This is a genomic window from Thermomicrobium sp. (genome assembly GCF_053493975.1).
Map to the genome: position 1 here is coordinate 50367 of NZ_JBRBZA010000061.1, position 12710 is coordinate 63076.

The 12710-nt window shown below is 61.1% G+C and carries 11 protein-coding genes; 8 read left to right on the forward strand and 3 right to left on the reverse strand.

The features are described 5' to 3' along the window. Window positions 1–353: 353 nt before the first annotated feature. The 6 genes from ACWIVK_RS10470 (at window position 354) to ACWIVK_RS10495 (ending at window position 7778) form a co-directional block, all read left to right on the forward strand. Window positions 354–935, forward strand: a complete 582-nt coding sequence (locus ACWIVK_RS10470) for a hypothetical protein (RefSeq protein ID WP_448576629.1) — start codon at window positions 354–356, stop codon at window positions 933–935. Between the two features lie 555 nt (window positions 936–1490). Further along, window positions 1491–3227: a biosynthetic-type acetolactate synthase large subunit gene (ilvB, locus tag ACWIVK_RS10475; RefSeq protein ID WP_448576630.1), complete on the forward strand. Its 1737-nt coding sequence runs from the start codon at window positions 1491–1493 to the stop codon at window positions 3225–3227. Continuing rightward, window positions 3221–3748: an acetolactate synthase small subunit gene (gene ilvN / locus ACWIVK_RS10480; RefSeq protein WP_448576632.1), complete on the forward strand. Its 528-nt coding sequence runs from the start codon at window positions 3221–3223 to the stop codon at window positions 3746–3748. The genes ilvB and ilvN overlap by 7 nt, the downstream gene beginning before the upstream one ends. A gap of 45 nt (window positions 3749–3793) precedes the next feature. Continuing rightward, the gene (gene ilvC / locus ACWIVK_RS10485) at window positions 3794–4801 is read left to right on the forward strand and encodes a ketol-acid reductoisomerase (RefSeq protein WP_448576633.1); all 1008 of its coding nucleotides are present in this window, start codon (window positions 3794–3796) and stop codon (window positions 4799–4801) included. 143 nt (window positions 4802–4944) lie between these two features. Beyond that, window positions 4945–5214 carry a 30S ribosomal protein S15 gene (rpsO, locus tag ACWIVK_RS10490; protein WP_448576635.1) on the forward strand — a complete coding sequence of 90 codons (270 nt, stop codon included), beginning with the start codon at window positions 4945–4947 and terminating at the stop codon, window positions 5212–5214. 191 nt (window positions 5215–5405) lie between these two features. Next, window positions 5406–7778 (forward strand): polyribonucleotide nucleotidyltransferase, encoded by a 2373-nt coding sequence (locus ACWIVK_RS10495; protein WP_448576637.1) that lies wholly within the window; start codon window positions 5406–5408, stop codon window positions 7776–7778. A gap of 71 nt (window positions 7779–7849) precedes the next feature. Here the strand turns inward: ACWIVK_RS10495 and ACWIVK_RS10500 are convergent, their stop codons facing one another. Further along, the gene (locus tag ACWIVK_RS10500; RefSeq protein WP_448576638.1) at window positions 7850–8869 is read right to left on the reverse strand and encodes a lysylphosphatidylglycerol synthase transmembrane domain-containing protein; all 1020 of its coding nucleotides are present in this window, start codon (window positions 8867–8869) and stop codon (window positions 7850–7852) included. 65 nt (window positions 8870–8934) lie between these two features. Here ACWIVK_RS10500 and larE point away from each other — a divergent pair, with 65 nt between their 5' ends. Both larE and ACWIVK_RS10510 read left to right on the forward strand, forming a co-directional pair. Next, on the forward strand, window positions 8935–9774 hold the full coding sequence (gene larE / locus ACWIVK_RS10505) for an ATP-dependent sacrificial sulfur transferase LarE (RefSeq protein WP_448576639.1): 840 nt from the start codon (window positions 8935–8937) through the stop codon (window positions 9772–9774). Beyond that, window positions 9771–10079, forward strand: coding sequence for a DUF167 domain-containing protein (locus ACWIVK_RS10510; protein ID WP_448576640.1), 309 nt, complete (start codon window positions 9771–9773; stop codon window positions 10077–10079). The genes larE and ACWIVK_RS10510 overlap by 4 nt, the downstream gene beginning before the upstream one ends. Here ACWIVK_RS10510 and ACWIVK_RS10515 read toward each other — a convergent pair. Both ACWIVK_RS10515 and ACWIVK_RS10520 read right to left on the reverse strand, forming a co-directional pair. Beyond that, window positions 10067–10948 carry a glycosyltransferase family 2 protein gene (locus tag ACWIVK_RS10515; RefSeq protein ID WP_448576641.1) on the reverse strand — a complete coding sequence of 294 codons (882 nt, stop codon included), beginning with the start codon at window positions 10946–10948 and terminating at the stop codon, window positions 10067–10069. The genes ACWIVK_RS10510 and ACWIVK_RS10515 overlap by 13 nt on opposite strands. Next, complete coding sequence (locus ACWIVK_RS10520; RefSeq protein ID WP_448576642.1) at window positions 10945–12696, reverse strand: cellulase family glycosylhydrolase; 1752 nt, start codon at window positions 12694–12696, stop codon at window positions 10945–10947. The genes ACWIVK_RS10515 and ACWIVK_RS10520 overlap by 4 nt, the downstream gene beginning before the upstream one ends. Window positions 12697–12710: the final 14 nt, after the last annotated feature.

Below are 12710 nucleotides of genomic sequence, written 5' to 3' on the forward strand. Positions count from 1 at the left end.
ACGACGTCGATGCTGCGGCTCTCTATCGTGCTGTACCGGCACCGATGAACACGCGCGATCGTTTCCGGACTGCGGTTCCCCAAATAACCGTCTGCTCACAGTCGTGGGCACGGAGGGGTGATCCGATTTCCCAAATCCTGGAGGAGCGCAGGTCGATCGTCCGATACCACCCGCTTATGGAACAGCGGTGAGGCAGGACGAGCGACCTCGATCCCCCTTTTGCGGAAAGACGCGACGCAAGTCGTGAGAATCGAAGGCATCGCGTCATCCCCCTGATTCCTCGACATGCCACCACCAGGCTTGCAGCCTGCTCGAGTACGCGTCATACTTCGCCGGGAGCGAAGGACAGCGACGTGAACGATCCGGACCGATCGACTTTGCCCAACGAGCAGCAGATCGCGAGTCGATTGGCGGGTGCCCGCGAGCAACTCGCCATCTTGACCGACGCGCTCCGCGCGCGGCGTCCCGTTCTCGCCGAGGCTGCCGCCTGCGCCGTGATCGACCAGGCACTCAAGGCAGTCACGGCAGCCCTACACGGCTTCAATCTTTTGCTCCCTCAGCCACTTCCAGCCGAACGAGTGAGTTGGCGGAACCTCCGTGCTCGCTTTGTTGCTGTGCAGGTCGAGAGTGCGGTGTTGGATCTCGTCGAAGAACAGCTCAGGCCACGTTCCGGTTGGCTGTGGTGGCTCGACCGGAAGGAGCATGCCAGCACCTTTGCACCACTCCTCCGCTTCGACAGCGAAGCTGGATCAGTGGCCATCTGGCGCGACCCGCTCGATCCTACTGCTGATGTGGAGCCGGGAACTCCGGAAGACTATTTGGCGACCGTCCTGCAGCGGATCGAAGAACTGACGCGCGAAATCGGTCGCCTCGCACGCAGGGATGCCGAGGCTTACCGGCAGGCGGCTCGACGGCAGCCGGGGCGAATGCTGTGACTCCTCACGCTACCGATCCTGGTCATCGAGAGCCCGTGCGCCCGAGTGCTCATGGTGCGAGAGATCTCCTTTCGTTCCGCCAGCAGCGCGATCGGTCAGCCGACGTTCCCGTTGCGCACGCACTCCCCTCTAGTGAGGTACTCGACATGGGTCATCGAAAAGCAGGAACTCATACCCCGATCGCGTGATCGGGTACGCGGTCTGCTGCCGAGATACTCGATCACCCTGCCAGCAACCCTTGACATGAGAGCGATCGTCTGCTAGTCTGAATCCGAGTGGAATGCCTCGGGAGGGCCAGCAGGTGGGCGCAGCGGATCACAATCGGGTGCAGCTCATCACACCGGGCCAGCCTCGGATGTCGTGCTGGTATCCTCTCGTCGCGTGGCGTTCGCCCGGCATCATTCTTCAGGTAGTACTCGTACTTACGAGCCTGCTGCTGGTGGGAGGCTGAGCGAACGCGATCGAGTAACCGGCAAGGAACGAAGCGTATCGCGAGCCTCCCCTAGCGGGAGGCTCGCGATGTATCGAGGAACGTCGAGAAGGGAGGGCGAACTGATGGCGATCGAGACGAAGGAACGACGAACAGTCGAGGAAGCGCCACAACGCGAACCGCTACTCGGCGCGCACCTGGTAATGCAGGCACTGGTGCGCGAAGGGGTGGAAGTGATCTTCGGGTATCCCGGCGGGGCGATCCTCCCGGTCTACGACGCATTGCCGAGTTACCCGATCCATCATGTGCTCGTCCGTCATGAACAGTCGGCGGCGTTTGCTGCCGATGGTTACGCTCGGGCAACCGGCAAAGTCGGCGTCTGCATGGCAACCTCTGGCCCCGGTGCCACCAACCTCGTCACTGGCATCGCCAACGCGATGATGGATTCCATTCCCATCGTGGCGATCACGGGACAAGTGCCGCAACACGTGATCGGGATGGACGCATTTCAAGAGACGGACATCACGGGGATTACCCTACCCATCACGAAGTACAACATGGTCATCCGGAGTGTCGAAGAGATCGGGCCAGCCATTCAAAAAGCCTTCTATCTTGCGCGCAGCGGTCGGCCAGGGCCGGTTCTGATCGATATCCCAAAGGACGTGCAGCTGGCCAAGGGGTATTTGGCGCCGAGACAGGAATTGCATCTGCCGGGTTACCGACCGACCATCGTGCCGCATCGCCGACAAATCCGGCGGGCAGCGGAACTCATCCGGCAAGCCAAGCGCCCGCTCATCTTAGCTGGTCACGGCATCATCATCAGCGGTGCCACCGAAGAACTCGTTCGGTTCGCCGAGCGGACGCAGATTCCCGTTGGATTGACGCTCCTCGGGATCAGCGGTTTCCCCGCGTCTCACCCGCTCTGTCTCGGCATGGTCGGTATGCACGGACTCGCGCATGCCAATCGAGCGATCCACGAAGCGGACCTCATCATCGGCATCGGAATGCGTTTCGATGACCGAGTGACTGGTCGACCGAGCGAGTTCGCTCCACACGCGAAGATCATCCATATCGATATTGATCCCGCCGAGATCGGCAAAGTCCTCAAGACCGAAGTGCCGGTGGTGGGCGATGCCCGCGAGGCCCTGCGCCTCTTGCTCGAGGAACTGGAACTGCTCGAGCACGACGACTGGCTCAGTACGATTCGCAGTTGGTACCGACCGATCCGCACCGAGCCCTCGGGACCCGACGGAGCCCTGCAGCCGCAATACGTGATCGCGCGGCTCCATGCTCTGACCGAGGGAAAGGCGATCGTGACGACCGACGTCGGTCAGCACCAGATGTGGACAGCCCAGCTCTACCGCTGCGACATTCCCAAACAGTGGATCAGTTCCGGCGGATTGGGTGCTATGGGTTTCGGTGTGCCGTCAGCGATGGGCGCAGCGATCGGGCGACCGGACGCCGAAGTGTGGGCGGTCGTCGGCGACGGCGGCGTCCAGATGACGCTCAACGAGTTCGCCACGATCGTGGACGAGCAACTCAACGTCAAAGTGGCTATCATCAACAACGGGTATCTCGGCATGGTGCGGCAGTGGCAACAGTTATTCCACAACCGCAACTACTCCGAGACGCCCATCTCCAGCCCGGATTACGTTTTGCTCGGCCAGGCCTACCGCATGGCAGCCCGTCGCGTGACGCGACCCGCCGAGGTCGACGATGCGATCAGCTGGGCACGCTCGTTCCGCGGCCCGGCCCTCATCGAGTTCGTGGTGAACCAGGAAGAGAACGTGTTCCCGATGATTCCATCGGGGGGATCGTTCCGCGACATGATCGATGATTACCGGATCGAGGGGGAATGGTGAGCGTGCGGAGCCATACGCTGGTCGTCTTGGTCGAAGACAAACCGGGCGTCATGAACCGGATCGTCAGCCTGTTTCGCCAGCGCGGATTCAATATCGACTCGATCGCCGTCGGCCACTCGGAGACGCCCGGCTTGTCCCGTATCACGCTCGTCGCGCAGGGTGACGATCGCAAGATCGAACAACTCGTCAAACAGCTGTACAAGATTCTCGAGGTGATCAAGATTACCGATGTGACGGACGAAAACTTGATTCAACGCGAACTCGCCTTGATCAAGGTCACAGCAACGGACCGGAATCGGAGCGACATCATGCGCTTGGTGACTGACGTCTATCAGGCGCGCATCGTGGACGCGACTCCCGACTCACTCATCATCGAGGTCACCGGACCACCGGACAAGATCGATTCCTTGATCACGATGGTGCGGTCATACGGGATCAAAGAGCTCGCCCGCTCCGGAGTCATCGCCATGGCCCGCGGTGCGCGAGTGGTTGCGACGACTGCACAGCCCGTTGTAGCATGAGACAGGGAGACGCGGTGATCGAGGAGCTGGAGGGTAAAGGGACTGATGGCGACAATCTATTACGACTCTGATGCTGATCTCATGTTCCTCGCTGGCAAGACCGTCGCCGTTTTGGGTTATGGCAGTCAGGGTCACGCCCATGCCCAGAATTTGCGTGACAGTGGCGTCCAGGTGGTGGTTGGCCTGCATGAGGGGAGCCGCAGCCGCGAGCGAGCGAAAGCCGACGGATTCGAGGTCCTGACGCCGCGCGAAGCGGCCGCTCGTGGCGACATCATCTCCATGCTGATGCCTGATCACGTCCAGAAGGGGGTCTACGAGGAGAGCGTCGCGCCGGAGCTCCGTCCAGGAAAACTCCTCATGTTCGCTCATGGTTTCAACATTCACTATGGACGCATCGTGCCTCCGTCGGACGTCGATGTCGCGATGGTCGCACCGAAGAGCCCCGGGCACATTTTGCGCGATCTGTATGTCCAGGGGATCGGCGTACCTGCACTCTTGGCCGTTCATCAGGACGCCAGTGGCCAGGCCAAACAGATCGCGCTGGCTTACGCGAAGGGACTCGGCTGTACCAAAGCAGGTGTCATCGAGACGACCTTCAAAGAAGAGACGGAGACTGACCTCTTCGGCGAACAAGCGGTCCTCTGTGGTGGCGTCAGTCACCTGATCCAAGCCGGCTTCGAGACGTTGGTCGAAGCAGGGTACCAGCCCGAGGTCGCCTACTTCGAAGTGCTCAACGAACTCAAGTTGATCGTCGACCTGATCTATGAGGGCGGCCTCAAATTCATGCGCTACTCGGTCAGCGATACCGCGGAATACGGTGACTACGTGAGCGGCCCCAAAGTCATCGACGATCATGTGCGCGAAACGATGCACCAGCTCCTCCAAGATATCCAGACGGGACGGTTCGCTCAGCAATGGATCGCTGAGAACGAGGCTGGTCGTCCCAACTTCTACCGGATGCGCCAAGAGCATCTGCAACACCCGATCGAGGAAGTAGGAAACCGCCTCCGAGCGATGATGCCCTGGCTCAAGCGACGCGAAATTCCGTCCTGACAACTGAGCTACCCGGAGACAAGAAGGGGTATTCGGCGAACGGTCGAATACCCCTTCCCATTCTCGGTGGGCACCGTTTGCTATACTCTCGGTGTTGTGCATGGAAGCGCTGATCGCCTGGAGATCGGGGGATTTGCAAAGCGATGGCATTGTACAAGGCGCAAAAGGCAGCGATCATCGAACAGTTCCGTCAGCATGAGCACGACACAGGATCGACCGAAGTGCAAGTCGCGCTGTTGACTGAGCGAATCAACATCCTGACCGAGCATCTGCGCGAGCATAAGCATGACTATCATTCCCGGCGTGGACTCATGAAGCTGGTCGGTCAGCGCCGACGCCTGCTGCGGTACTTGAAGCGGACCGATGCGCAACGATACCAGGCCCTCATCCAACGACTCGGGCTCCGCGGATAATCGCGGTGTCGATCACGACCATCCCGGCCCGGTCGGTACCGGCCGGGTACTGCAGCGTACCCCGCACGAGGTCGATCGGTGCGATCTCGAGATGGCCCAGGGAACAAAACCCTGGGCCATCTCGGTGCAGCGAGCGAGAGCACGACAGTGCGTTGCCACGAGACGATCACGAACGGAGGAGAGTGGGAGCCATGCCACCGATCATCCATGAGCGCTCCATCGAGATTGCCGGTCGTCTCCTGACGATCGAAACCGGCCGTGTGGCGGAGCAAGCCGATGGTGCCGTCCTCGTTCGCTACGGCGAAACCGTCGTTTTGACCACGGTCGTCGGCGCCAAACAGCCGGTCGAAGGGATCGACTTCTTCCCCTTGACGGTCGAGTACGAGGAGAAAATGTACGCTGCTGGCAAAATCCCCGGCGGCTTCTTCAGACGCGAGGGTAAGCCATCCGAGGCCGCGATTCTCGCCGCGCGGCTCACCGACCGCCCGATCCGGCCACTCTTTCCCAAAGGCTACCGGAACGAGGTCCAAGTCATTTCAACGGTTCTTTCCGCCGATCAAGAGAACGAACCAGATGTCCTCTCCATCATCGGCGCGTCAGCTGCCCTCACCTTGTCCGACATCCCTTGGTACGGCCCGGTCGGCGCTGTCCGAATCGGCGAACTCGATGGTGAACTCGTGATCAATCCGACGAGCCATCAGCTCCTCGAAAGTCGGATGGACATCGTTGTCGCTGGCACAGCCGATGCCATCCTGATGGTCGAGGGGCAGGCAGACGAGATCTCGGAAGATCGCTTCATCGAAGCCGTTGTCCTCGCGCATCAGGAGATCAAGCGGATCGTTGCTCTGCAGCTCGAACTCCAGGCTGTGGCTGGCAAACCGAAACGTGAATTCGTGCCACCGCAAGAAAATCTCGAACTCAAACAGCAGATCGCTGACTATCTCGGTGATCGACTGCGTGAGGCCGTCTTCAATCCAGACAAGACACTGCGAGTCCAGGCCACCGCTGCACTGCGCGAGGAAGTCATCGCTCACTTCGTCCCGAACGAACCACTGGCCCTTGGCACTCCCCAGCCTGGTCTCCCGACCGCCAAGGAAGTCGGCGACTTGTTCGATTCCCTGGTCAAGGAGTTGGTGCGCCGTACGATCCTCGAACAGGGCGAACGCCCCGATGGTCGCAAGCCGGACGAAATCCGCGAGATCTGGATCCAGGTCGGTCTGCTCCCGCGACCGCATGGCTCTGCACTGTTCACGCGCGGCCAAACGCAAGTCCTCACGGTCTGTACGCTGGGAACCAAAGAAGAAGAACAATTTCTCGATTCCCTGGGAATCGAAGAAACCAAGCGCTACATGCACCACTACAACTTTCCACCCTTCAGCACTGGTGAAGTCCGGCGGTTGCGCGGTCCGAGCAGACGAGACATCGGCCATGGCGCGCTTGCCGAGCGCGCTCTTCTCGCAGTCCTACCGAGCGAAGACGAATTTCCCTACACGATGCGGCTCGTCTCGGAAGTGCTCAGCTCCAACGGCTCGACCTCGATGGCGAGTGTCTGCGGCTCCAGTCTCGCCTTGATGGATGCCGGCGTCCCCATCCGCAAGCCCGTCGCCGGTGTCGCGATGGGACTCGTCACCGACCAGACGACCGGCCGCTATACCATTCTCACTGACATCCAGGGAATCGAAGATGCTCTCGGCGACATGGACTTCAAAGTTGCGGGCACGCGCGACGGAATCACTGCTATTCAAATGGATATCAAGGTGATGGGAATCACCCCGGAAATCATGCGCGACGCGCTCGAACAAGCGCGCCGCGGCCGTCTCTTCATTCTCGACAAGATGTGCGAGGTGATCGATGCTCCCCGTCCGGAGATGTCGCCGTATGCACCGCGCGTCCTGCGGATCAAGATCAAGCCGGAACAGATCGGTGAAGTGATCGGGCCGGGCGGACGAGTCATCCGCGCTATTCAGGAGCAAACCGGAGCCAAGATCTCGATCGAAGAGGACGGCACTGTCTTCATCAGTGCCGCTAACGAGGACGCTGCGCGCCGAGCGGTTCGGGAGATCGAGCGCCTGACCCGCGTACCGGAGGTCGGCGAAATCTTCTACGGTCGCGTGGTCACCATCATCCCCTCCGGCGCCTTCGTCGAGATCCTTCCCGGCAAGGACGGCTTCCTCCATATTTCAGAGATCGCTCCCGAGCGGATCCGCTCGGTGGAGGATGTCCTCAAGGTCGGGCAAGAGATCAACGTCATGGTCATCGGTGTTCGTCCAGATGGGAAGATCAACCTTTCTCGCAAAGCTCTCCTGGAGAAGGAAGCAGCCGAACGTGCGGCCCCACCGCAAGCACCAGCCGATGGGCGAGGCACCCAGCCGCGAGCACCCCAGCGGCCGAGTGGAACGGGCCAGCCTGAGCGACGCCCTGCTCCTCCAGGCTCCCGGCGACCGGAACAACGTGGTCCGAGCCGTCCACCACGACCACAAGCTCAGCGTTCCACCCCACCACCGGGCCAATACCGCATCGGAGACCGCCTCAAGGAACTTCTGGGGGAAGACGAACCGAATTGACCCACCTTCCCGCGTCGGGCTCGTCATTGCTGAGCGAGTAAGCAATGGCGAGCCCGACGCGGCTATCCCGCTCACTCGGCCACCAGCGAGCGACGTTCGGGCGCAGCCAGCGCAGTACGCTCGAGCCAGATCAGGGCAATCACACCCACCAGCACGCCGAACCACAGCGTACCGAGGCGGATCGCGACGGTCGCTGCTGCTGCGACCGGTGCCCCGATTCCCGGTCGCAGCACGAGCAAGAGTCCAGCAATGCTGGCCTCGGCAGCTCCCAAGCCACCTGGCAAAAGCGAGAGCGCTCCAGCGATCGAAGCCACCGAAAGCGCGAATGTCGCCACCGCCGCGAGCTGCCCATCGGGGGACAAACCAAAACCGACCAAGATGAAGAACAGGGCTGCACACTCGAGCGACCAGGAGACGATGCTCATCCCGCTGACGAGGAGAAGTCGTCGCCAAGCGAGGAGTTGTCGGGCTGCCTCATAAATGGTCATGATCGCATCGGTCCGTTTCCCAACGAACGGAACGCGCTCGGCCAAACGCAACAATGGGATGACCACCCGCTCCTGCTGCACCAGCCAGAGCCCGACGAGGACGAGAACCCCCAACAGGACGAGTGGCTGCCAACCCCAGCCGGTCCCGAGCACGGCACTCGCCAGCCCCAAAACCACCATCGCGATTCCGTCCGTCAGTCGCTCGATCGCCACCACCGGGACGACCGGCGCCATCGGTGCCCGGGCGAGCTTTGCGACCAGCAGCGCTTTGATCCACTCGCCGACCTTACCCGGCGTGATCGACATGGCGAAACCGGCCAAGAAAATACTCAGGCTCGTCGTTCGGGGTAAGTGACGGACGCCGACCCATCTCAGAAAGAGTTCCCACTTGACGAAACGCAGAAGATAGTTTCCCGTCGTCAAGGTCAGAACGAGCAGAACGAGCGGCCACGGGAAACGCGCGAGAATCGGCAAGACAGCGCGGACATCAGCGAAGACCAAGAGACCGGCCAGCACGGCGATGCCAAAAGCGAGACCGAAGAGCAGACGCCGCCAGACCGACCGTCCGCCGAACACCTCGGATTCGTTCACCGACTGACCCATCGCCTCCTCGCAGTAGTGTGTTACCCTTGCCGACCGGACAGCGAAACGGCTGATCGGAGCATGCGATGCCCGAAGAACTACATCACAAGTACGAGCGCTTGCTGGAGCGTCTCCGGAGCCTCGGCTCCGTCGTCGTCGCCTTTAGCGCTGGCGTCGATTCCACGTTTCTGCTCTACGCAGCCCGGGAAGCTCTGGGTGACCGCGTCATCGCGGCGACCGGGTTGTCGGAAACCTATCCCGAGGAAGAGATCGAGGAAGCGCGCCAACTTGCTCGACAACTCGGTGTCCGTCACGTGCTGATTCGAACCGAAGAATTGACTGATCCACGATACGCATCGAACTCCCATCAGCGATGCTTCTTTTGCAAGCAGGAACTGTACAGTAAGCTGCGGGCACTTGCCGATGCAGCAGGTTTTGCCGCCGTCATCGACGGGACGAATGCGGACGACCTCGCAGACTATCGGCCTGGCTTGCGGGCAGCTCGGCAACTCGGTGTATACCACCCGCTTGCCGAAGTAGGGCTGACTAAGCGCGAGATCCGCGAACTCAGCCGTCGCTTCGGCCTCCACACCTGGGACAAGCCAGCATACGCCTGTCTCTCGTCCCGCTTCCCCTACGGCACCCCGATCACCGTCGAGAAGCTGCGCCAGGTGGCCGCAGCCGAGCGAGCTCTTCGGGAGCTGGGGTTTCGTGCTTTCCGAGTACGTCATCATGATCAGATCGCTCGTCTCGAACTCCAACCAGAAGACTTCGCGCGCGCGCTCGAGCTGCGCGACGAGATCGTGACACGGCTACGGGCTGTCGGTTACGAGTTCATTACACTCGATCTCGAGGGCTATCGCTCCGGCAGCTTCAACCGTACCCTTCCAGACGCCGTGAAAGTCAGGAGCACCGACCACTCATGACGTTCTCTCCGATCGACCGAGCCGGACCAGCCGTCGAGTTTTGGGTTCAGGTCCAGCCGCGCGCTCAGCGAGCGGAAATCGCTGGCTCGAGAGGCGATGCCCTGCTCGTCCGCGTGCCAGCACCGCCTCGTGACGGTGAAGCGAACGAAGCGGTCCTCCGCCTTCTCGGCGAGACGCTCCATCTGCCCCGCGGCAGGGTCCGCATCGTCGCTGGAACGGCACAGCGACGCAAACGAGTTCGCATCGACGGCCTGACCAGCGAGGAATTGTTGGAGCGACTCGCTCCCATCCTTCACCGCTCCTGAGTCGGCCGCACACCGGCTAATCGTCGCCAGAGCCAATACAACGCGGTCGCCCCGAGTCCTACGAGGAGTCCTGCCCGGACGAGCTGGCTGGAACGCGGCTGCGGGCGTCCACGGCCGACTCCACGCGGCGGTTGGTACCAGAGGAGCTGCCACCACAGCTGTGCCACCTCGCAGATGGCACGCCGGATGACGCGTAAACTGCCCCCGGATGGTTCACCGCTCAAACGCGGATAGTGGCGGACACCGACCTCGACGATGGTCGCTCCCGCGCGCTGCGCCTTGACCAAGAGTTCTGTATTGACTAGTGCCCCGTTCATCGTCAAGTGCAACGCACGGACGAGATCGCCGCGGAGTACTTTAAAGGCACAATCGATATCCCGAACGGTAATCCCGAACAGCAGACGCATCGCCGCATTGAAAATCGCGGCGTAGACGAGACGGAACCAGGGATCACGCCGCTTCACTCGATACCCAGCAACGATGTCCGCATAGGGGACGAAAGGCGCCAGATGCGCGAAGTCAGCTGGATCGAACTGTTGATCGGCATCCATGAACATGATCAGGTCGCCGCGTGCCGCGGCGAAGCCGGAACGCAGGGCAGCACCGTATCCGCGGTTCGTCTCATGGTGCACGACTCGCACCCGCGCATCGGCAGCAACGAGTCGGTCAGCGATCTCACCCGTACCATCCCGGCTTCCATCGTCGACGATGATCACCTCGAAGTCCTCGACGAGCGCTGGCAAAACCTCCAGCGCTCGTCGGACGACTGGTTCCAGATTCGCTGCTTCGTTGTAAGCCGGCAGGACGAGGGAGAGCGTGCCCCTGATCGGCAGCACCGTCCCTCGATCATCGCTCGGGAGCCTCTTCATTTCGGCATCTCCTGCAACGCCCGATAGGCTGGACGAGGGCTCCAGTCAGCGTAGACCACGGACCAGGGATACTTCTCGTCGCTCGGTTGCGCGATCGTGCTGAAGTTCAGGTTCCACACCAGGAGTACACCGGCCCACGGCCATTGCGAGCGCGCTATCTGGAACGCGCGAACGAGATACTGTGCCTGCTGCTGCTCGCTGATGTAATTGCCGTACTCGTAGCCCGGAGCCTGGTTTGCCGTCGACCAGCCGAACTCGGTCAGCCACACTTGTTTGGCGCCATCACCGTTGTCGACCATGACCTGCCGGATCTGCTCGACGCGACGGAAGTAAAAGCTCGGGTGGTCGATCCAGCCTGGTCCCGGGCCCGGTCGATCCGGCCACAACGCTTCAGGCGGGTTGAGCGTGCCGCCGGGATGCGTCGCGATGTGGTCGAAATAGCGCTTGATCTCGCCGTTGTTATAGGCATACGCCTGCCGCAAGTACTCGACATCGTCGATGGCGATCGAGGGATCCATCACACCAGTCGGCGTGAGACCACCGAAGAGGACGATCGCCTTCGGATCGCCACGTTTCACTCCCTGATAACCCTCCTTCAGGAGACGAACGTAGCGCCCCACGTCGACGTGTCCGCCGGTTTCCAACGCCAAGTTCTGTTCGTTCCAGATTTCCCAGGCATGAACCTTGCCAGCGTAACGCTTGGCGAGGAACTCCATGAGTTTCCCGAAAGGTACCGGATCAGCCGGGATACCACCGTTCGGATCAGCCCATGCCGGTGCCTTGACGACGCTCACCACGACTTTCACGCCATTGCGTGATGCTGCATCGATGATGCGATCGAGGGCATGCGTATCGTATCGTCCCTGTCGTGGCTCGATATCGCGCCAAATTGCTTGCACACGTACCCAGGAGAAGCCTGCACCCTTGACGAGCTCCATCGTCCGTTGATTGAAACCGTCACCGTCGTTATCTCCGCGCCACGCCACATTGAACCCATACCCGACATGAGGACCGTACTGCCGCTTCCGGATAGGATCGTAGGGTGGCAAAGCTGCGTCCTGTTTCGCACGGGCCTCGGCAGGGGCTCCCCGAGCTTGGAGATATTCCCACCCTAGGAGGCCGAGCAACACCTCGTACGGAGTTCCGCGATTCTCGGGATGGTACTCGAAGCGTGCACGTTCGAAGTATTGGACCGTGTACGAGCGGCCATCGCCTGCAGGAGGCGGCGGATTCTGCTCCGTGAACTCCTCGGAGAGCGGTAAGCCGAACACCCGCCATCCTCCATACCGATCCCAGTACTTCTTGAATCCGTAAGCCAGGGAATGCTTCGTCTCCGGGAAATACCGCCGATCTGCAGTATCAGGAAACCAGGTCACCGGTCGAAACGGCTCCTCGTTTTCGCGACCACTGACCCGCCACGCTCCGACCCGCACGAGCTGTACCTCGTCGACCGTTCCTGCCTTTTCTGGGTGATACTCGAAGACGGCCCTTTCGAAATACTGTCGCCAATATCCGTCCTGTTGAAAGACTCCAGTTATCGGATACCCGAAGATGAAAAGCCCGCCCTGCGTTTCCCAGAAGCGTCGGAACGGACCTTGCACCCAGAAACCCGTTTCGGGAAAATAGCGGGGCATTTCCAAGTCTTCTGGTACCGACGGTGCCGCGGCCTGGACATGCTTCACCAGTACGACGTTCTCCATGACACCGAAAACGAGCAACGCCAGAACGATGAATCGCGCCACCTTCACTGGTCCCCCTTCCT

Bases quoted from the DNA above. Each gene is read 5' to 3' on its own strand.
- ilvB (WP_448576630.1), top strand. From the start codon at position 1,491: ATGGCGATCGAGACGAAGGAACGACGAACAGTCGAGGAAGCGCCACAA.
- ilvN (WP_448576632.1), top strand. From the start codon at position 3,221: ATGGTGAGCGTGCGGAGCCATACGCTGGTCGTCTTGGTCGAAGACAAA.
- ilvC (WP_448576633.1), top strand. From the start codon at position 3,794: ATGGCGACAATCTATTACGACTCTGATGCTGATCTCATGTTCCTCGCT.
- rpsO (WP_448576635.1), top strand. From the start codon at position 4,945: ATGGCATTGTACAAGGCGCAAAAGGCAGCGATCATCGAACAGTTCCGT.
- ACWIVK_RS10495 (WP_448576637.1), top strand. From the start codon at position 5,406: ATGCCACCGATCATCCATGAGCGCTCCATCGAGATTGCCGGTCGTCTC.
- ACWIVK_RS10500 (WP_448576638.1), bottom strand. From the start codon at position 8,869: ATGGGTCAGTCGGTGAACGAATCCGAGGTGTTCGGCGGACGGTCGGTC.
- larE (WP_448576639.1), top strand. From the start codon at position 8,935: ATGCCCGAAGAACTACATCACAAGTACGAGCGCTTGCTGGAGCGTCTC.
- ACWIVK_RS10510 (WP_448576640.1), top strand. From the start codon at position 9,771: ATGACGTTCTCTCCGATCGACCGAGCCGGACCAGCCGTCGAGTTTTGG.
- ACWIVK_RS10515 (WP_448576641.1), bottom strand. From the start codon at position 10,948: ATGAAGAGGCTCCCGAGCGATGATCGAGGGACGGTGCTGCCGATCAGG.